Origin of the sequence: Methanobrevibacter sp. V14, from assembly GCF_963082475.1 — an archaeon.
Lineage (GTDB): Archaea > Methanobacteriota > Methanobacteria > Methanobacteriales > Methanobacteriaceae > Methanocatella.
Genome location: NZ_CAUJAM010000001.1, coordinates 78104 through 98090 on the forward strand (window position 1 = coordinate 78104; position 19987 = coordinate 98090).

Below are 19987 nucleotides of genomic sequence, written 5' to 3' on the forward strand. Positions count from 1 at the left end.
AATGAAAATTACATTTTTAGGTAGTGGCGGAGGAAGATTTTCCGCTATCAGCCAACGAAGGATGACCGGGGGTTTCAGATTGGACAATCTCGGCGGAAAAAATTATCACATTGACCCAGGTCCTGGAGCACTAATAAGAACTTACCAGTTCGGGTTTGACCCTCGTAATTTAAGTGGAGTCATTGTTTCACATTCTCATACAGACCACTACAATGATGCAGAAATTCTCATTGAAGCAATGACTAAAGGAATGACTAAAAGACAAGGAACTATCGTTGGTGGGGAAAGTGTTTTGGAAGGATATGAAAGATGGGGGCCATGCATTTCTGATTATCATAAATCGAAGTCTGACAAAATAGTCTTAAAGCCTGGGGAGTGGAATAGATTAGATAATGTTTCAATTAAAGGTACTGAAACCTCACATGGCGATCCAACAGGTGTCGGATTTCAGATAGATTGCAATGGCTTTAAAATTTCTTACACTTCCGATACAGGTTATTTTGATGGTCTGGCCCAAGACCATGAGGGTGCTGATATCTTAATAGCTAGCGTGTTGAGGCCGGGAAACAGGTCGATTAATGGACATATGTGTTCCCGCAATTTCGTTGATTTGATCAATGAAGTTAAACCGAAGGTTGCAGTAATGACACATTTGGGTCTAAAAATGATTTCAAGCAATCCTGTTACAGAAGCTAGAAAAGTTTATAAACAAACAGGTGTTAAAACTATTGCTGCATATGACGGTTTATCATTCAATGTGAATTATAATAATCCTAAAAGATTCAGGCTAATTTCACTTAAAGACACACAGTCTTCAATTCACAGCACCAGTCATGCCTTGTTTGAAAATGAAAGAAAAAATTCTTACCAATTGTCCTTCAAACATAATGAGTTTGATGAAGTTTTAATGGCAAGAAAAGATTAGGATCATTTTTCTAGATTGCTGGGGTGGATAAAACCTGAGCGAATCATATGATCTGCAAGAACAATTGCAGTGCTTGATTCGGCAACAACGCTAACTCTGGGACATATGCATGGGTCATGGCGACCTTCTATTTCTATTTTTTTATTTTCCATTTTTTCTAAATCAACAGAATTTTGACATTTGGAAATGGAGGGAGTAGGTTTCACTGCAATTCTTGAAACAATTTCCATGCCATTGCTCATACCTCCAATGATTCCACCGGAATTGTTTGTTTTTGCTGTTGCTTTATTTTCATTTATTTGATATTCATCATTTGTTTGCGAACCACTTTTAGTCGCCATGTCAAATCCAAGACCGATTTCAACTCCTTTTATTGCCCCAATGTTCATTAAAATTCTTGCTAAGTCCCCATCAAGTCTTCCAAATACAGGTTCTCCTAATCCTGCAGGCACTCCAATAGCTATTGTTTCAACAATCCCTCCAATAGAGTCTCCTTCTTGTTTTTTAGCCAAGATTAATTCTTCCATTTTCCGGGCTGCCTTTAAATCTCCGCAACGAACAGGATTTTTCTCGACATTTTCTTTGATAATTTCAAGATCATTAATTTCAGCTTTAATATCTCCAATTTGAGCAACATGTGAAATAATTTCAATATTTTGGGTTTTTAAAAGTTTTTTAGCTATTGCTCCACCAATCACATGTCCAATAGTAACTCTGCCGCTTCCACGACCTCCGCCGTTATAGTCATAGTTGCCATATTTCATCATCCAAGCAAAATCTCCATGAGATGGGCGTGGTGTATTTTCAAACATTGAATAATCTTTTGAATGTTGATTTTTATTAAAAACAACTCCAGTAATTGGAGTTCCATCTGTTTTACCATTAAAAATACCAGATAAAATTTGAACTTCATCTGCCTCTTTTCTGGAGGTGGTTATGCTGCTTGTTCCGGGTTTTCTTTTATCAAGCTCTTTTTGAATGTCCTCTTGTGTTAATTCAAGATTTGCGGGGCATCCATCAACAACAGCTCCAACCGCTTTTCCATGGCTTGACCCAAAGCTTGTTATTTGAAATTTTTCACCAATTGAATTTGACATTTTTAACCTCTTTAAACTTGGTTTATTTTTTTATATTTTAAACTTTTTAAATGTTTAATTTTGATTGTAATGGATTCTTTCAAAAACTTTGTTGATTTGAAATTGGGATGTTATTGTGGGGTTGCTCAAAACATCATGATTTTGAATCTTTATTATTTGCATTCTACTTATGTATTGTTTAATAATAGCTTCATTATATTGAACTGTGTTCTAAAAATTATTATAGAAATGTTACGAGAGAAACAGTATAAGTAACTGATAATTAAGTGATTATTATGGAGTCGTTCTAAATTATCAATAGTACTTTAACAAGATACATTTCAAATGATCTCTCTACTTTTTATATAATCTAAATATAAAAAGTGATAATATGAACGACGAGTCACTGATAAACAACATATGCATGACTAGCAATCATTCGATTGGGACTCGTAAAATATACAATCATTGCCTAAAAAGTATGCAAGCTATTATGACATGAGTCTCCTTATTTCAATATTTAAAGGAGATTTTTAGGGTTAAACTCACTTTATGAAAAATTGGTTGAATGATATGGTAAAACTTTCACAAAAGAACTATATTTTAATTTTTGCCAATGATTTCTTTTATAATATATCTATCATCATTATCTAAGATATTTAATAAATACATGATTGTTAAATAGATTGTTATGCTCACAGGTATTGCTAAAAACATATCCATGTGCAAAATGTTAAGAATAATACTTATAAATATAGATCCTATTACAATTTTAACTAAATCCTTATATAATCTTTTATTGGGTCTGAATCCTAACTTGTAAATTACATATGACTGTAATAATACAATAATAATGTCACTTAATACTGTTGTTATTGCAGCTCCATTGTATGAATACTTGGGAATCATAAACAAATTCAAAACTACATTAAAAGTAGCTGCAATTAAATAGATTCTTGTAACTGCTACTTCTTTATGTGACGCATTTAATAATATGTTGCATGCTCCACTTAAGAATAATAAACAAACTGTCCAGATAAGTATGTCTAAAACAGAGGATGCATTAGAAAATTCTCCGCTTGGATAAATTAGATGAATAACATCTGCAGAGTAATACACTGTTGCAAAAGCAAGTGGAATTATGATAAACATTAAGTATTTGATTGATTTTTCAAAACTTACAATTAAAAGAGTTTCATCATTTTTAAAGAATTTGCTCATGACTGGAAATATTGCTGCTGTGTAAATTGAATAAAAGAGTGTTAAAACAGAAACTAGTTTATATGTTGCATTATAAATCCCTGTTGCGTAGTTTCCAACAAGTGATTTTAACATGATTACATCGATTGAATAATATATGGAGTAGAGTATTCCAGTAGCGGCAAAAGGCAGGGCAACTAATGTAAGTTTTTTCCAAAAAACAATGTTAATTTCAAATTTAGGTTTGGCAATATGTTTTCTTAAAGCACCATAAGTGTATAATAGTACTATTAAATTGGAAATAACGTATGCTAGTGTTATTCCATATATTCCTAAATCTGTGAAGATTGCTATTAATATGAAAATAAATAATAATGCTGTTGTTAGAATATTTCCAATTCCTTGGTATTTTCCTTCTTCAAAAGCTTGAAAACACCCGTTAAACAGTCCTTTGAATGAATTGATAATCATTTCTATAGTGAATAGTAATGTGATTGTAATTGTAAGTTCATCAGTTTTTAGAATTATTAAAATTATTAATGTTAGGATAAATGTTCCTATTCCAAATAAACTTTTTAAAGGAATTGCATTACCTAAATACTTAGGTGCTTGTGAGTAGTCTGTTGAAACATGACGAACAATATGGGTACTTATGCCAAAATCGGTTGTAACTGTTAAAATTCCACTTAGTGAAATTGCAAATCCTAAAATACCATTTCCATTAACTCCAAGGTAATTAGCTATTAAAACAGTCCATATAAAAGCACAAATGCTACTTAGTATTTGTGGGATAAATAGCCAACCCATATTATTAAAAATTGATTTCACTTGACTCATATTTATCTAAATTATAAATTAATTATAATTAATATTTAAAGTTTTGTAAAAGTCTCAATGCTGTCAATCTAAGGTTTTTTTTAATTTTTTAAAACCTGTCTTTAGATTGGATTTGCATTTTTTATGATAATATTTCTTTTCATCTCTTTCTTCATTTGTGGGTGCTTTTATTTTTGTGTATACTAGGTCTTTTTTGACTATGTTTATTATTTCTTGTATTGTGTGTTGTATTTCTTGTTTATCGTCTGTTAGTAGTCGTGGCATTTCTTCTTTGATGTTTCCGATTAGTGTGTTGATATTGGTTTTGTATTTGTATGTGTGTTTTGTTTTTTCTTTCGGTTTTCTTTTTATTTGTTGTTCTGTGTCATTTTTTAGGGCTATTAGTATGTTGGATAGGTATACATTATAGATTAAATAGTGCTACAATCTTCTGGCATGATGTCTATGCACGAAGAATGAATGTTGAAAACGTGATTTCTGTAATAAAATGAAGATTTAATGGTGTTAATTTTAGTAGAAGTACAAGACTACAGAATAAAGAAACAAAACTCAAAGATGTATGGAAAAATACCTAAAAAGATAATTTAAAAATAAAATAAAATAAAATTTTTCAAAACTCTAAAAAATTGAAATAAAAAATCATAATGGATTAAAAAATAAAAATAAAGCGGATTAATAACATTTGATTAAAAAAAATAAAAAAAAATAACTAAGTAATATATAAATGTATCTCTTAATCTAATTTTTTCCTTATAACTGATATAATTCTTGTCAAACTTCTATGCATTTTAATCCTATACTCCTCAACGATTTCAAAACCAACCTTATCAATCATTGGTTTTAAGTCAACATAGTGTGGAGATGCCATACACAAATAAGCGTCGTCTTTCATATTATCATAAATTGCATGGAAAAATTCTTTAAAAATTTCTTCACCATCGACATCGCCTGTGGAAGTAGAAATTCCATAAGGAGGGTCAGTAACTACACTATCTACCTTTTCATACATTTTAAGTTCACGAACATCTAAATGAAAGGTCTTATAATCAGCAATCCCATAATAATCTAAATTAACAGCAGTCCCATTTTGCATTTTCCAGTAAACATCGGATCCTACCAGTTTACATCCGATTAATCCTGCTTCAATTAATATCCCTCCAGTTCCACAGAATGGATCTAATAATAATTGACCTGGTTTAATTCTAGATAGATTAACCATACACCTAGCTAATTTCGGATTCATTGAACCTGGATAGAAAAATGGTCTTTTATGAGGTTTACTATTTTCAAAATGTTTTTTATTTAATTTCATTCTCTCAATAGCAATATATAAATCATCGCCATGGGCAACTACTCTTATAAGTGTTTTAGGTTTGGATAATGATACTTTAATATTTTCACAATTATCTAAAATCAATGTTCCAAGTTCCCTTTCACAACCTACAGTGTCTACTTCGGAACGAATTCTTTTAACACGCACTGCAAATGTTTCGTCAATATATTCAGACCAATCAATACTTTCAACGTCACTGCCTAAAGTAGCTGCATGAGATTTAATAATCATTTCATGGATTTCATGAGTATAACCTAATCTTCTTGTTAAGATTTCATAGTAGCCATATAGCTTTTCGCAAGGAATATTTCTTAAGATTACTATTCCTTCAGTTACATCATCAACTTTAGCTTCAATATTTTCACATTCCATTACCGCTTTTAATTCAGCCAATGGCAATTCAGGATGTTCTTGTGATTGTATACATAATAATTCCATTAAAATTCACCTAAATCCAAATATATTCACTACTTTTTTAAAAAGAAATTTTGGAATAATCTTAAATATTAAACCTCTTTTAATAAATTCCCGAACAAGCACAGACTGATTGTCCATATCCCCATATTCAGATATTATTCTTTCACAATCATTTTTTTTTAGTTTATCAAAAAAGTAGTCAATGTCCTTAACATCTAATAAATTAAGTGTCTTTTGCACTTTAAACTGATAGTTAAATTCTTTTGAGTATTTTTTTCTAAATTCATCTTCATATCCTTTTAATATACTAAGGTCATCTTTTAAAATGGCATCGACAATATATTTGCTGGCTATTTTGCAGCTGTCAAATGCCATCAGTAATCCTCCTCCGGAGGTGGGTTTTATCTGAGATGCTGCATCACCTATTAAAAGTGATCTAGATTTAACTAATCGATTTTTATGATCATATATTGGAATAAAACCTTTATATTTTTCAATTATTTCAAATTCTTCAAAATTTTCATTTAAAAACTCATATAGAATTTCATCCTGCCTCTTGTGAGATTGACTGAAAAATAAACCTACACGATAGAGATTATTCTTTAGCGGAATAATCCATAAAAATCCCGGCAGAATATTTTCCAGCAAATAAGTATCTACATAATCATTTATCTTTTTATCTGATTTTCTGAAATTATTCATATTCTCATCGTCTATTCTAACAAGCATCTGTGATGCGGGATAGCTTTCTTGTTTATTTCCTATAATTTCAGATATTTTGGAGTCATATCCATCGCAACCAATGATGATTTTTGAAGTTATGCAATCTTTTTTTGAAAAATATACTATTCCATTTTCAATATCTCCATCAACCACTTTTCGAGTGACTAATTTTGCACCATTTTCTATAGCTCTTTTTAATAAAAATTGGTCATAAGCAATCCTGTCAATTATATATGCAACATTTTCATCTTTTTTAACATTTAAAATATGATTTTGAGAGTGAAGAAATGCTCCCTTAACTGTGTTTAATATTACTTCATCAGGTAATTCATTATACTCAAAAATATGCATGCTTAAGATTCCTGCACATTGTAGAGGATAACCAATTTGTTTTTTCTTATCTAAAATAGCTACATTTAATCCGTTTTTAGCTAGGCAATATGCTATTGTTGAACCTACAGGCCCTGCTCCAACTACCACTACATCAAAATCGAAATTCATTATAATGCCTTATTTCTTAAATTTATCAAAATGTCTTCGGATGACTTTTTCGGAAGAGTCTGCATCTTCTGCATCATTTGTAGCAGGTTCTTCAACAACTTCATCATAATGAATTTCGTTTTCATTGTTTTGGTAGTAATCTTGACTACTATAAGAATAATCATCTCTTATTTGATTATAATAATCATCTTGTTGAGAAGTGTTTAGAGGTTTGCCATATCCTGTATCATAAGGTTCATATTCATACCTATGCGGCAAAGGCTCATTGTTTTGAAAATCTTCTGGGTAATAGTCATATTCCCTTCTAGGAGAAACATTTCTCTCATGAGTTATCGGAGTAATCGGTTCGTATTCATCATAATAATAGTCTTCATAATGTTCCTGTTGAGGAAATCTTTGTGGTGGAGCTTGGAAATTTCTTGCCTCATTGATTTGGGAAAATATTATATCTTCAACTTCTGAAGGGTTTGAGATATTTTTTAACTCCAATAAGTTGTTATCATAAGCACTGAATACCTTTATTGATCCAATATTGAAAATTTTTGCAAAAATGCTTTGAGAAGTATTTAAGTCCTGAATGGTTCCATAAGGCATGTAATTTTTTTTAGTGGACAATACTCCAGATTTAATAATGATTTTGCTATCGGTTAAAATATATTCCTTTGAGTACCATCCAACTAATTGCCAAATAATATAAATAACATCAATAAGAATAAGAAGAAAAAATGCAATGGCTGCATATCTAGTTAAGGAAAGCTTAACATAGGATATTAAATATACTTGCATTCCCCCTATAAACTCAATAACTGCCGGTGAAATGATTAAAATTAAAACTAGTATGATAATCCCATAAATAGCTTTTTACAACCTAAAATCATATTAGGTTTAGTTTTATAAAGGACCCTATCACCAGATTGTCCATCATTATTAAATAACATAATTATAGATTATAATTTATTTTAAATAAATGTTTAGGGTCTGTCAAAATTTAATTGCAGAATAATGTTTATTGAGCAATTTAGCATGAAAAGATTTAATATTCCTTTAATGCTCAAAAAATTGGAAAAATATTATGCTGAAATTCAGAATACCTAATACCGCTAGTGAAAAAAAGATTTTAAAATAAGCCTCAGCTCGCCCATCATTCATCACATATCAGAGCTCATAGGGTTCATCATAGGCCTATTATTTTTAATTAAAGTTATCCGAACATTACGCCAGCTTCTGTTTTGAACAATTCGTCTTCTTTAGTTTTACTCATGACCTTATCGATAGCATCCATAAAATCATCTATAGTAACTTTATCACGTTTTTCACGAATTGCAAACATACCTGCTTCAGTACATACTGCCTTTAAATCTGCACCAGATAATTCATCAGTTAACTCAGCAAGCAAGTCAATTTCTGCTTCATCATCTAACGACATGTTTTTAGTATGAATTTTAAGAATTTCACGTCTTCCATCAATATTTGGAAGGGGAACTTCAATGAATCTGTCAAAACGGCCAGGACGTAATAATGCAGGGTCCAGGATATCCGGTCTGTTGGTTGCACCAATAATTCCGATATCTCCTCTGGATTCAAATCCGTCAAGTTCTGCTAAAAGTTGCATTAGAGTTCTTTGAACTTCTCTGTCTCCACTAGTGGAACTTTTAAGTCTTTTAGCTGCAACAGCATCTAATTCGTCTATGAATATGATTGCAGGAGCTTTTTCTTTTGCAAGTTCAAAGACTTCACGAACAAGTCTTGCCCCTTCTCCAATGTATTTTTTGACAAATTCGGAAGCTACAATCTTAATAAAAGTAGCATTGGTTTCATTGGCTACTGCTTTTGCAAGCAAAGTCTTACCTGTTCCAGGAGGTCCATATAATAAAATTCCTTTAGGCGGTTCAATACCGATTTTTTCAAATAGTTCAGGTTCTGTTAAAGGAAGTTCAACAGTCTCTTTTACTTCAATAATCTGTTCCTCTAAACCACCGATTTTTTCATAAGTTATATCAGGTTTAGTTTCAATTTCCATTCCAGAAACATTTGCATCTTTTTCAGACGGTAAAACTTCAACAATACCGAAAGTTTGTTGATTTAATGCTACTCTAGAACCCGGTACTAATAATTTTTCATCTAAGAATTTTGAGTAGTTAACAAGAAAACTAGGTCCAGTACTGCTTTTTACAGTCATTCTATTATCATCTAAAACTTCAGTTATAGTAGCCAGCACTAAAGGGGGAGATCTAAATCTATCTACTTCAGAACGTAATGATTTAGTTTCTCGTTCTAGTCTAATTTTTTCATTTTCAATTAGGACTTTATCCTTTTCTAATTTCCTAACTTTCCACATTAAGTTACTTTTAGCTTTGGATTTATCTTCTCTTAAAGAAACTATCTCCTCTTGTAGAGATTCTACTTTTTCGATTAATTGTTCTTTTGACGAATTTTCCAAATCATTAAAATCATCCATGTGAATCATCTCCAGTTAGTTTAATTTTTATACAACATGTTACTTTAATAACAATTAGTAACTTTAAAGTATTTAAAGGTATTCATTTTTACTGATACTAACAATCATTATATAAGACAATTAATATATAATTAATTAAAAAATATGAGGAACTGATTAAGATGGAATGTGAAATCTGTGGCAAACCTGTACCTGAAAACAATCCGATAAAAGCAAAAATTGAAGGATCAGTTATGATTGTTTGTAAAGAGTGTGCGAAACTTGGTAAAATCCAAAAAACACCTCCTAAACCAAAATTTGCAAAACAAAATAAAGCAAAAAGACCTGCAAAAAATAGAAATAAATCATATGCTAAAAGTGAAGAACCCACTGAAGAGTTAATTGAAGACTTTAGTATTGAAATTAGAAAGGCCAGAGAATCAAAAAATTGGTCTCGTGAGGATTTAGGTAAAAAAATCAATGAAAGAGTTTCTGTTATTTCAAGAATTGAAACCGGCAAAATGACTCCTGATAATAAACTAACTAAAAAACTAGAAAAAACATTGGATATAAAATTACTTGAAAAAATAGACAATATCGATTTAAATCAATTTATTAACAGTTCATCTGGAGAAAGAAGTTTAGGAAATATTATGAAAATTAAAAGAAAATAGCTATTTATAGCTATTTAATTTATCATTTTTAATGTGCCTTTCTTTTTTATTTACTTTATAATCAATCATCCCATCATTAACGGCTTTGTGTGAATGATATCCATGGAAATCTTGAGCATTATTCAAAACATATTCCAATTTAGAATAAGCACCATATTCATGACTTACAACTACGACATGAGCGGGAGGATGGATTTTTTTAACTTGTATAATGCTTAAAGTAGTATCTTCTTTTACAAAAAATGCAGCGGCAACATTAGAGGTTGTTTTAAGTTTTGAATTTAAAATTCCTTCTACTAATGAATCTGCAAAAGCAGCATCAACTACTTTAGGCTTTGATGTTAAATTCAAATTACCATGACGTTCTATATCTGCAATTGCATTAAGTAATTTAGAATTATTTTCACCACGAATCAATATTAACGCCATAATAATCACCTATTTTGGAAAGATTTCAACAACCTTGATCTGAATACCACTAACAATATTAAAATAATACCTACTGCAGTTTGAATGCTTCCAAGAATATTTAATATATTACCATCAATTGGCAGGTCCCAAACCGGAGCAGACCGGTCTCCTGGAAGTGCAGTATAGTAAACACCAACTGCTTTAGATCCTTGTTTTACATTAATATCTTTAGGTTCCACATGATCAACGCCCATTAAAAGACCATTATTAATACCTCTATTAATAGATCCTGCAATAGCAGATGCATCATAACCATATTTTGCAACAGATGCCTCTACAATTTCAGTAGTAGTAGATGCTAATCCCGGCTTATCACTTCCATAAACTGACACACTAACTGAATTTTGACTTACGGTTAAGGCAGAACCTAGTGCTTCATATGCATAAACAGTTCTTAATTCTCCACCACAAACCGGACACTTATCATAAGCTTCCGCTGCAGGAAACCCCATAGCCCATCCACAGTCATCACAAACCTTGGAGTATTTTTCATCCATCGGATAACCTGATGTGTTCAAATCTTTAGGAGTGAACATATCTGAAGTCGAAATTCCAGATACTAAGTTTACTCCACCACCACCATATTTTTCACCAGAATCTTTAGCTACTTCCCCCATAGCTTCAGAAAGAATTGTAGTGGCAGGATATCCATCTCGAATCATCTTTCCAATATTCATTGCAGTTTCTTTTCTAACGCTATCTGCAGTACCGTATAATGGGTTTCCTGCAGTATTCCTTAAGTGAATAATAGCTCCTTTTTCACCAGGCTGTAGTGTAGCTACACCACTAGTATAAGGAGTTACTTTAATTTCATTACTTGAATCATCTACTGTGATAACGTATGCATTAAATGATCCGCCAATAGCCGCCCCCATACTTGGACCGCCAACTAACAAACGAGCACCTTTGTATTGAGATGCTAATGAAGCTGCTGAAGCTGCAGATGCATTGTTTTCTAAACTTGCTACAGCATCCACAATAGAGTCCAACCTTGTATCAGAACTACCAGTACCTCCAGAAAGTACTGCAAAATGATTATTTTTAGACATTAAAAATGTTGACTGAAACATGTTGTCTGCAAAAGACATACTTCCTGCAGCAGCACCATTTGGATCTTCACCTGAAGGGTCAGTGATAACAATAATGTTACAAGTAGCCGCGACACTACTCATAGTCATTAATGCAATAATTAAAAAAACAATCGATACATGAAATGCCTTATAATTCATCCACTCACCCCAGTTGTTTTATTTTCTAATTCAACAGAAGAAAAGTCTTCTATAACTGTTACTGTAACAACACCCGTATTTTTATCTACTTGAACATCTGCAGCAGTAATTGGTTGTACAGATGTTCCGGGCACTGTTGACCGTGTTGCAAATTCCTGCGCCGTTTGTATCGCATCCTGCAGCGAAACTTCTCTTTTAGAAGTTTTTAAAATATCACCATAAATTACACTACCATCCCTAAAACCAGCTTGCATAACATTATATCTAATCGTATCTACAGGTACAATATCATTACCTTTGATAATTACACCAGAAATAGGAATTCCGTCATTAATATCCTCAGATGATGCGAATGCAACATATGTGATTAAACGACCACAAAGAATCAAAATAAACGCCAATAATAAAATTATTAATGTGTCTCTCCTAATCTTTATAAACATGATTATTTCCTCTTGTATCAATATTCTCAATAAAAGAATAAATTATACATTTATTATATTAATTGATATGATATTTAAATTTATATTATATTGTCTAAAAGTGACTTAGCCGGGTCCATTCCTTGAGCGCCAATTAATAAAATAATATCTTTTTTATCTGCTTTTTTATAAACTTCCAATAAACAATCATTTAAATTATCAAAATGAGTAAATTCAATGTTATTTTTATTTAAAGTATTGAAAAAAACTTCTCTCTCTTTTGGTTTGACAAAATTCGATTCATTTACTACATCATTACTGGAAGACAAGTACACATTGATATTTCCAGTCATTGACTCGACTAATGCATCGGCATTTAACTGATTGATTTCAACTCCTCTTGAACCTCTTATTGCACAAACTAAATGTAGTTTTTGGTTTTGAGGCAGTAATTTAAGAGTTTCTGAAATTGTTGCCTTAATCCCATCAGGATTATGTGCAAAATCATCATAAATCAATGGTGCATCATTTAATTTAGCAAAACGTCTGTTTAATGCCTTATAAGTTTTAACTCCCTCAACAATATCATCCATATCAATATTTAAAGATATGCAGGCACCAATAGCTGATAAAATATTTTGTATGAAATGATTGCCTTTGAATGGCAATTCATCTATGGATAAAATTGAATTATTCCTGTAAACTATATCTTCACCATCAAAGTAAACTGCATTCTCATCATCAATTTTAGACATTGAAGTATAAAATGGATTTTGAACCTCTAAACTTCTAACAAGTTCATCATCATGATTTAAAATAGTAATTCCATCCCCAATAGCTTTCGGAACTGCTTTAATTTCTTCAAAAACATCATCAATTGAGTTTACAAGACCGATATGATCCATTGCAACATTAGTTATCACACCTACCTGAGGGCTAATGGCTTCACTCATTAATGCAGCATGACTTTTCATTAAATTATTTAACCAACCCTGAACTTCAGACACCTCAATAACTAGATAATCCAAATCACCATTTTTAGATACTTCATCATATACCAATTTAGATACCATTGGATCAATTAGAGTATTGAATTCCGATTCACTATCAGTATTAGTGAGTACATGATAACCAGCATTATTTAAAATATGATAAATTAAATGTGAAGTTGTTGATTTTCCATTGGTTCCGGTTATTATAATATTTGTGGAACCCGGAGAATATTTTCCAATAGTATGTGCAAGTGCATAAGCATTTGCAAGTTCTATTTTATCAGTAATGATTAATGGGAAATTAAGTCGTTCTGCCAATTCAATAGCACCGTCCTTTGGAGTTTGTGTAATGAGACATGCAATATTTTTATTAAATGCCATTTCAACACCAACTGCATTAATCCAATGGCGTATGACAATGTCTCCAGTATGTGCTTCATTTAAGAAAGTAAATTTACCGGTAAAACCATCTATAGAAAAGAATTCATTATTGCCTATGATTTTACCATCAACATAATCCGCTAAATCTTTAATATATTTTAACTCTTCACTTCTTGTAATCTTCAGTACAAAGTTTTTAGCGACTTCCATATCTTTTATAACAATTAATGGGAAATTTAATCTTTCAGCAACTTCAATAGCTCCATTTCTAGGTTCAGGAGTTACAAGGCAGGCAATATTTCTATCGAATGCCATTTCAACACCAACCTGATCGATCCATTCCCTTATGACAATGTCACCAGTATGTGCCTCATGTAAAAAAGTAAATTTGCCTGTAAATCCATCAATTGAAAAAAACGCATCATTTCCATAAAGTTTTCCATTTATAGAATTGGTCAAATCTTGAATATTCATAAAAATCACCTAAATAAATTAGAATAAGTACATCTTTAAAAGAATACCTAAGATACATAATAATACTGTAAAACCTAAATAACTTGATACAATTTTTACCTCAGACATACCGTAATGATTTAAAGTATGATGAAGAGGCTCAACTGGTAATTTAATAATATGTGCTCTGTGCAGCAAACTAACTACAACTGAAATAACCGGCACGCCTAATGCAAGAACACTGAAGTACGGTATATCACATACTAAAACAGCCGCGGCATAGCCAGTACCTAACACAAATGATCCAACATCACCCATGAATATTGATGCAGGATGTTTGTTAAATACTAAAAATCCTAAACATAACCCTGCAATTATTAAAAACAGAGGTATGATTGTAGCCGGTCCAAATAAATAACCATAAACACAACATGCAATTGATGCAATTCCAACAATACCTGCGGCAAGACCGTCCATACCATCAATCAGATTAACAGAATTGATAGATCCTAAAACTGCAATAACCACGACAGGAATAGCAAATATACCTAATTCAAAACCACCCAATGTAGTTACGACACCAGTTAGTCCTAAAAATAATCCTAAAACAATTTGACAGAGGATTTTTTCTGATTCTTCAGGTTCTGTTTTAATTGGAACTTCACCAATTACCTCAACTTTACCTGATTTAAGCAAATCATCAACTTCGGCTTTTGCTTTAGGAGTTGCAACACGAACTTCTTCATGAGGTTCGACATCCAATCTTCCTAAAGTTATAACCTCATTAGACGTATTGACAACAATCTTTTGAATTTCTTTAACTTTTAAACCTATTAAGTCATCGACTAAACCAACAATTCCTCCAGCGAGCATGATGAATGATACTATTAATATTGGTGTATTTTGATAATAAAGTGCAATTATTAGAGAAATTGTGAATAAAAATGCTATACCTCCCATTGTGGGAGTACCACTTTTATGTCTATGTTCACTAACTATAGGATTATCTGCTATCCTTGCTTTCAACAATATCCTTTTAACATACCAAGTAAAGAATATTGTGGCACACAAAGTTATTAAAAAAAGAATTAACATATCTGTATTATTCATTATTATACCACATTCTACATATTTTTACATTATTAAAATATATATCCATAATAGTATATAATTATAACTTATAACACAGATTTAAGTCAATTTATCAACTAATTCATCAAGTTCTTCTTTTGAATTAGCTCTTGCAGTAACTCTCTGATATCCTTCCGGACCATGTACAACAAAATCATTATGTTCAAAAGATTTTATAGGTTCATTAGGTTTGGGACCCTGATAATTACCTACCGGAATTTCAGCTGAATAATAATATTGGAGTTTATTCGAAATATTAGCCAAGCTAAACTCACCAATAGCCATATTTACAAGTTCACACAATGAGTTTACGCCACAAGTAGCTGTTGTTAAATATCTAGTTCCATTTGGACGAGTATTTACTTCAATGGCATACAATTGATTATTTTTCCTTGAATACATGAAATCCATTTCAAATATCCCATCTGAATCTAAATTTCTAGCTATTTTATAAGCCGTATGTTGAACTAAATTATTATCCAATCCTTCCACCATGCAAGGGCCAGATTTAATTTTATTTAATGGATGAGTTCCTTCTAATGTAGTTTCACCTTTATAAATTGGCGGCAAAGCTACAAATTCACCATTGAACCCCAATACTTCAACAGATATTTCCGCTCCTTCAATGAATTCTTCGCATAAAGCTTCATCAAATTCGTTGAAATATCCCTCCACCTCATCGATGTATTTAGCTACTTTAATATCTTTTCCACCCTGTCCTTCACCCTGTTTTAAAACGACTGGAAATTCAAGGGCCAATTCATCAGGACTGTGCAATATTTGATAATTTGGAGTTGCAACATCAATTTCTTCATAGAATCTTTTTGTTTTGATTTTATCAGAAGTTAACTCGACTGCACGCACACCCGCTGCAACAACCGGTATTCCATATTCCGTTTCAACTTCTTCTTTCATATGAGCAATATCAATTAAAGGAGGATCTATTCCAATTAATGGCACAATAGCATCTACTTTGTGCATTAATGCAACTTGTTTTGGACCATCCATCCCACGAGGAACAATAAACACCTGATTAGGCAAATCAAGGTTGATAGCTTCCTCATTTGATTCTGTTAATATACTTTCAATATCCTTAGACTTAACATACCAATCTAAATCGTCATATAATCTTGAACCAATAAATAATACTTTCATAATATAATCCCTTTTAATATTTCTATAAACTCTTCTGCTGCTTTTCTAACTTCAAATGTTGGATTTTCACCCCAATCCATTGTTTCAGGTTCAATTCCAACGAAAATTATTTTAAATTCAGTGTCTCTCTCAAGATATCTTACAAAAAATGATAAAGACATTGAATGAGTTGAAATACCGATGCTTGCAAAGTTATCTTTATCAACAATTTGCATATCTCCAGGATGAGAATCCATCAAACATGCATCAACTATTATTAAATGAGTGGGATTTTCTTTTCTGATCTTGCCTGTGAAGTTTTCAGGTACAGTTTCGCCATCAATGAAAAACAGGTTTTCATTTTCAATGTTTTCTTCTTTAAGCTTCCTTATAATAAATGGGCCTATGCCGTCGTCACTTTTAAGCTCATTACCTACACCTAACACAATTAATTTTCCACAATCAGATAAAAAATTATCTAATTGAGATTCAAAGCTCATTATTCCACCTACAAATATTTAGTTTCAATAGTCTTAATCCCTTTTCCCATAATATATTTTAGTTCAACATGTATAAAGTCATTTACTTTTACTTTATGTTTTTCTAAAGGGATTAATAACGGCGGGTTGAGCATTGGTAAGGGTCCTGCAATAAGATTATCATTAAGTTTTGTGTAGGTGGTAATTTTCAATCCATTTGCCAAACCTGATCTATTTGCTTTTAAGGTTAGTTCTTTTATAAATTTAGGGTTAATCTCATCTGAGAAGTTAAATTGAGAGTAAACAATTTCATCGGAAAGTTCTTCATAGTTTGCACATTCATCCCAGTGAATATACTCTCTCTCAAGATTAACTAATTGTACAGTATTGATTATTCCTTGAGGAATTATTCTTCCATCTTTTTTAAGGAATTTTTTAGCATGATTTAAAACTGGGATTTCTTCTTCATCAATTAATGCTGTATCTAACATTTCACAAACTATTAAATCTGCTTTTTTTGTAAAATCATAATCCAAAACATTACTATTGACTACCTGAATATTTTCAAAATCCTCTAAATTTTCTTTTGCACAATTATACGTTTTCTGTTCTATTTCAAGTGATATTATTTCACTAAATTTTGAACTTAAAAAATAAGATAGAACACCACTTCCGCAACCTAAATCATATGCTAAATCAGTGCCTGAATCATATTCGTTTATAGCTTGGAAAAAAACCGCTAAACGATTATGATCTTTAAGCAGATCATGATGATACGGGGTGGTTTTAAATTTCATGAAAAAAAATAATAAAAAAAAGATTTAATGATTGTGAGTATGATTGTGTGAATATCTTGGCTCTTTAAAATCTTCTCCATTAGCAGTGCTTGTAAGTTTTACGTGTTCCACACCTTTAAGTCTCATTATCCTTTCAGTCAAATCACGTATCTCAACAATATCTCCATTTACAACTACAATCTCCATACAATATTTATCAGTCATATGAATATGCATACTAGCAGTGATTTCATTTCTAAAATTATGCTGGATGTCTGCCAAGCTTTCCATAACACCAGTATAGTGGTGATCGTAGATAATAGTTATAATCCCTATTCTTTCTCCTTCCATGGAATTCATCCATTGATATCTTACAATATAATCTTGAAGTGCATCACGGATTCCTTTTGAACGAGATTGATAACCTCTCTCTTTTAATACTTCATCGAAATCAGCTAATAATTTCTTAGGTAGTGACATACTTATTCTCATCATAAAAAAACACATCAAAAATTCAATTATTATACTATATATTACATTTTAACTTATATAAATATTATGATGAAAATGTAAAATAATAATACTTAAATAATAAAAATTGTGTAAAAAATATTATTCGACAAGCAAATAATATTCTCCATCATCCCTATTAATAGTTTTTAAAAGCCCTTTATTCTGAAAAGACAATATAATATGGTACATTCTAAAATTAGTGAGTTGTAAATCTCCATATAATAAATGACCCTCTAAAGTATATTTGGAAATAAGATTTTTTTCATTAACCAAATGTTTAATTAATTTATATGAATCTTTCTCTTTTTGGTTTAATTCCAATTCTTCTAAGTCTTTTTTAGAATTAACAGTGTTGATTTGCTTTTCACTCTCAGATAAACTAGCCTTATTATTTTTAAAAATAATTAAATCCTTATCCTGGAGTTCTTCGAGAATCTGAACTAAATCATATTCATGAAATCCCAATTCCGATTTAAGTAGTTTAAGTGGAATTCCATCAGGATATTCAATATTGAAAATTTTTATCTGATTTAAAACAACTTCTTCATTACGAGTAATATTAATCATATAATCAACAATTAATTATAGTAACACATATTATTTAATATTTATGACAATTGCATCTCTTTTTCTAATGCTTCAGCTTCTTGTTTGTTTTTCTCAGCAATTTCTTCTGGAGTTAAATTAGAAGGTCTTGTAAAAAATAAATCAATATCATCAACAACCTGACAAATTGACATATGAACAAGTTCTTTTAAGGCCAAACTCTTTTGAACTCTGTTTAATGATTCATCAGCATAAATCTTATCATGGTCATCTTGATAATCGCTGAGGATTTTATCCTGGTCTAAATTAAGTTCAAGGAAATCTTTAGAGTAATCCTCTGTAAGGAGTAAAAAGTTAATCAGCTCTTCTTTTTCTTTAGTGAAATCTTTATCATTATTTTCAATTACCTCATAAAAATAGCTGCTTACAGATTGGAAAACATCCCTTGAAGCATTGCCTGTTATAATGTTCTCCATAAATAAATCGAAAGTGTCTGTAATATAATATTTGGCATTTTTCTCCCGCGTATTGAAAACTAGCTCATTTTCAACATTATCCACATATTGAATTATGATGATGTCTTGAGCCTTTTCAAATGTTTTGACATTAAACTTAGAATTTTTTAATTTATAACCGCTATTTACTTTTAAAGCATTTTCAACATTTTCAATATCTTCTTTTGAAATTTCAATAAAACCGCCAATCATTTTTAAACTCCTACCTATTAGTATATGTTTAAGTAATTAATAGTTTTTATTAAATATAATAAATTTTATAAATAATCATATGAAAGCTGAAAGCATATTGATTGAACTTAAAGAATTATCTAAAAATGATAAAGTTAAAAAATCAGAATTAATGACAATTCTTAAAAAATACGCCCGTATTATCTCAGTTCAAGATTTAATGATGGCTACAGCACATATGAGAAAAGATGGTGAATATGTTCAGGCCAATTACCGTGAAAAATATCTGAAAGTATACATAAAATATTTTATCATGCGTATGAAAGAAGTCAAGAAAAAGAAGATTACACCGATTCAACAATTGATAAAAAATCTTTTGATGATTCCTTTCCAATGCTTAAAAGAACTTTTGAAAAGAAAGATTGTCAAATAACAAAAAAGATAAATTTCCATTAATTTATGTCATTACAGCATTGTACACAACTTTTATTTTAGAAGAGCCGATACATCCAGTTGGAAGTGAATTTCCCGGAAGTTTATTTGTTGAAAAAAAAGGTGGGAAATTTCTATGTCCCGTTAAAGATAATCAGAAAGACAATACCAATGCGATTTGTCATTTATGCCTTGCAGAACAAACACCTGAAAATTAAA

Annotated in this window: 19 protein-coding genes and 1 pseudogene; 3 read left to right on the forward strand and 17 right to left on the reverse strand. The window is 31.0% G+C overall.

All coding sequences use genetic code 11. The features are described 5' to 3' along the window. Position 1 precedes the first annotated feature (1 nt). Positions 2-925 (forward strand): MBL fold metallo-hydrolase, encoded by a 924-nt coding sequence (locus Q9968_RS00365; RefSeq protein ID WP_305512331.1) that lies wholly within the window; start codon positions 2-4, stop codon positions 923-925. A gap of 2 nt (positions 926-927) precedes the next feature. Here the strand turns inward: Q9968_RS00365 and aroC are convergent, their stop codons facing one another. From aroC to Q9968_RS00395, 6 genes are all read right to left on the reverse strand, one after another. Continuing rightward, complete coding sequence (gene aroC / locus Q9968_RS00370) at positions 928-2022, reverse strand: chorismate synthase (RefSeq protein WP_305512333.1); 1095 nt, start codon at positions 2020-2022, stop codon at positions 928-930. A gap of 582 nt (positions 2023-2604) precedes the next feature. After that, the gene (locus Q9968_RS00375; RefSeq protein ID WP_305512335.1) at positions 2605-4038 is read right to left on the reverse strand and encodes a flippase; all 1434 of its coding nucleotides are present in this window, start codon (positions 4036-4038) and stop codon (positions 2605-2607) included. A gap of 733 nt (positions 4039-4771) precedes the next feature. Further along, on the reverse strand, positions 4772-5809 hold the full coding sequence (locus tag Q9968_RS00380) for a TIGR01177 family methyltransferase (RefSeq protein WP_305512337.1): 1038 nt from the start codon (positions 5807-5809) through the stop codon (positions 4772-4774). A gap of 6 nt (positions 5810-5815) precedes the next feature. Beyond that, positions 5816-7012 (reverse strand): NAD(P)/FAD-dependent oxidoreductase, encoded by a 1197-nt coding sequence (locus Q9968_RS00385; protein ID WP_305512338.1) that lies wholly within the window; start codon positions 7010-7012, stop codon positions 5816-5818. 9 nt (positions 7013-7021) lie between these two features. Then, positions 7022-7798, reverse strand: coding sequence for a PH domain-containing protein (locus tag Q9968_RS00390; RefSeq protein ID WP_305512341.1), 777 nt, complete (start codon positions 7796-7798; stop codon positions 7022-7024). 415 nt (positions 7799-8213) lie between these two features. Then, positions 8214-9452: a proteasome-activating nucleotidase gene (locus Q9968_RS00395; RefSeq protein WP_305512588.1), complete on the reverse strand. Its 1239-nt coding sequence runs from the start codon at positions 9450-9452 to the stop codon at positions 8214-8216. Between the two features lie 179 nt (positions 9453-9631). Here Q9968_RS00395 and Q9968_RS00400 point away from each other — a divergent pair, with 179 nt between their 5' ends. Next, a complete protein-coding gene (locus tag Q9968_RS00400) occupies positions 9632-10123 on the forward strand; it encodes a multiprotein bridging factor aMBF1 (RefSeq protein WP_305512346.1) in 492 nt (163 codons plus the stop codon). Here Q9968_RS00400 and Q9968_RS00405 read toward each other — a convergent pair whose 3' ends face one another. The 11 genes from Q9968_RS00405 to Q9968_RS00455 all read right to left on the reverse strand — a co-directional run bounded on the left by Q9968_RS00405 (position 10124) and on the right by Q9968_RS00455 (position 19357). Then, positions 10124-10552, reverse strand: coding sequence for a DUF356 domain-containing protein (locus Q9968_RS00405; protein WP_305512348.1), 429 nt, complete (start codon positions 10550-10552; stop codon positions 10124-10126). It abuts the gene before it with no gap. 5 nt (positions 10553-10557) lie between these two features. After that, positions 10558-11823: a hypothetical protein gene (locus tag Q9968_RS00410; protein WP_305512350.1), complete on the reverse strand. Its 1266-nt coding sequence runs from the start codon at positions 11821-11823 to the stop codon at positions 10558-10560. Further along, positions 11820-12266 (reverse strand): hypothetical protein, encoded by a 447-nt coding sequence (locus Q9968_RS00415; protein ID WP_305512352.1) that lies wholly within the window; start codon positions 12264-12266, stop codon positions 11820-11822. The genes Q9968_RS00410 and Q9968_RS00415 overlap by 4 nt, the downstream gene beginning before the upstream one ends. A gap of 80 nt (positions 12267-12346) precedes the next feature. Then, the gene (locus Q9968_RS00420; RefSeq protein WP_342765932.1) at positions 12347-13828 is read right to left on the reverse strand and encodes a Mur ligase family protein; all 1482 of its coding nucleotides are present in this window, start codon (positions 13826-13828) and stop codon (positions 12347-12349) included. A 282-nt stretch (positions 13829-14110) separates the two neighbouring features. After that, positions 14111-15181: a glycosyltransferase family 4 protein gene (locus tag Q9968_RS00425; protein WP_305512356.1), complete on the reverse strand. Its 1071-nt coding sequence runs from the start codon at positions 15179-15181 to the stop codon at positions 14111-14113. A gap of 81 nt (positions 15182-15262) precedes the next feature. Further along, positions 15263-16357 carry an acetyl-CoA carboxylase biotin carboxylase subunit family protein gene (locus Q9968_RS00430; RefSeq protein ID WP_305512358.1) on the reverse strand — a complete coding sequence of 365 codons (1095 nt, stop codon included), beginning with the start codon at positions 16355-16357 and terminating at the stop codon, positions 15263-15265. Beyond that, positions 16354-16836, reverse strand: a complete 483-nt coding sequence (gene hycI / locus Q9968_RS00435) for a hydrogenase maturation peptidase HycI (RefSeq protein ID WP_305512360.1) — start codon at positions 16834-16836, stop codon at positions 16354-16356. The genes Q9968_RS00430 and hycI overlap by 4 nt, the downstream gene beginning before the upstream one ends. Before the next feature lie 8 nt (positions 16837-16844). Next, entirely contained in the window at positions 16845-17612 is a 768-nt protein-coding gene (locus Q9968_RS00440) for a methyltransferase domain-containing protein (RefSeq protein ID WP_305512362.1), read from the reverse strand. 24 nt (positions 17613-17636) lie between these two features. Next, positions 17637-18086: a nickel-responsive transcriptional regulator NikR gene (nikR, locus tag Q9968_RS00445; RefSeq protein ID WP_305512364.1), complete on the reverse strand. Its 450-nt coding sequence runs from the start codon at positions 18084-18086 to the stop codon at positions 17637-17639. A 117-nt stretch (positions 18087-18203) separates the two neighbouring features. Beyond that, positions 18204-18671 (reverse strand): hypothetical protein, encoded by a 468-nt coding sequence (locus tag Q9968_RS00450; RefSeq protein WP_305512366.1) that lies wholly within the window; start codon positions 18669-18671, stop codon positions 18204-18206. Positions 18672-18712: 41 nt separating this feature from the next. Continuing rightward, positions 18713-19357 (reverse strand): hypothetical protein, encoded by a 645-nt coding sequence (locus Q9968_RS00455; RefSeq protein WP_305512368.1) that lies wholly within the window; start codon positions 19355-19357, stop codon positions 18713-18715. A gap of 79 nt (positions 19358-19436) precedes the next feature. On the opposite strand from Q9968_RS00455, the pseudogene Q9968_RS09640 reads away from it, so the two are divergent. After that, positions 19437-19986, forward strand: a pseudogene (locus Q9968_RS09640) (DUF2115 domain-containing protein). Position 19987 lies beyond the last annotated feature (1 nt).

Bases quoted from the DNA above. Each gene is read 5' to 3' on its own strand.
- Q9968_RS00365 (WP_305512331.1), top strand. From the start codon at position 2: ATGAAAATTACATTTTTAGGTAGTGGCGGAGGAAGATTTTCCGCTATC.
- aroC (WP_305512333.1), bottom strand. From the start codon at position 2,022: ATGTCAAATTCAATTGGTGAAAAATTTCAAATAACAAGCTTTGGGTCA.
- Q9968_RS00375 (WP_305512335.1), bottom strand. From the start codon at position 4,038: ATGAGTCAAGTGAAATCAATTTTTAATAATATGGGTTGGCTATTTATC.
- Q9968_RS00380 (WP_305512337.1), bottom strand. From the start codon at position 5,809: ATGGAATTATTATGTATACAATCACAAGAACATCCTGAATTGCCATTG.
- Q9968_RS00385 (WP_305512338.1), bottom strand. From the start codon at position 7,012: ATGAATTTCGATTTTGATGTAGTGGTAGTTGGAGCAGGGCCTGTAGGT.
- Q9968_RS00390 (WP_305512341.1), bottom strand. From the start codon at position 7,798: ATGCAAGTATATTTAATATCCTATGTTAAGCTTTCCTTAACTAGATAT.
- Q9968_RS00400 (WP_305512346.1), top strand. From the start codon at position 9,632: ATGGAATGTGAAATCTGTGGCAAACCTGTACCTGAAAACAATCCGATA.
- Q9968_RS00405 (WP_305512348.1), bottom strand. From the start codon at position 10,552: ATGGCGTTAATATTGATTCGTGGTGAAAATAATTCTAAATTACTTAAT.
- Q9968_RS00410 (WP_305512350.1), bottom strand. From the start codon at position 11,823: ATGAATTATAAGGCATTTCATGTATCGATTGTTTTTTTAATTATTGCA.
- Q9968_RS00415 (WP_305512352.1), bottom strand. From the start codon at position 12,266: ATGTTTATAAAGATTAGGAGAGACACATTAATAATTTTATTATTGGCG.
- Q9968_RS00420 (WP_342765932.1), bottom strand. From the start codon at position 13,828: ATGGAAGTCGCTAAAAACTTTGTACTGAAGATTACAAGAAGTGAAGAG.
- Q9968_RS00425 (WP_305512356.1), bottom strand. From the start codon at position 15,181: ATGAATAATACAGATATGTTAATTCTTTTTTTAATAACTTTGTGTGCC.
- Q9968_RS00430 (WP_305512358.1), bottom strand. From the start codon at position 16,357: ATGAAAGTATTATTTATTGGTTCAAGATTATATGACGATTTAGATTGG.
- hycI (WP_305512360.1), bottom strand. From the start codon at position 16,836: ATGAGCTTTGAATCTCAATTAGATAATTTTTTATCTGATTGTGGAAAA.
- Q9968_RS00440 (WP_305512362.1), bottom strand. From the start codon at position 17,612: ATGAAATTTAAAACCACCCCGTATCATCATGATCTGCTTAAAGATCAT.
- nikR (WP_305512364.1), bottom strand. From the start codon at position 18,086: ATGATGAGAATAAGTATGTCACTACCTAAGAAATTATTAGCTGATTTC.
- Q9968_RS00450 (WP_305512366.1), bottom strand. From the start codon at position 18,671: ATGATTAATATTACTCGTAATGAAGAAGTTGTTTTAAATCAGATAAAA.
- Q9968_RS00455 (WP_305512368.1), bottom strand. From the start codon at position 19,357: ATGATTGGCGGTTTTATTGAAATTTCAAAAGAAGATATTGAAAATGTT.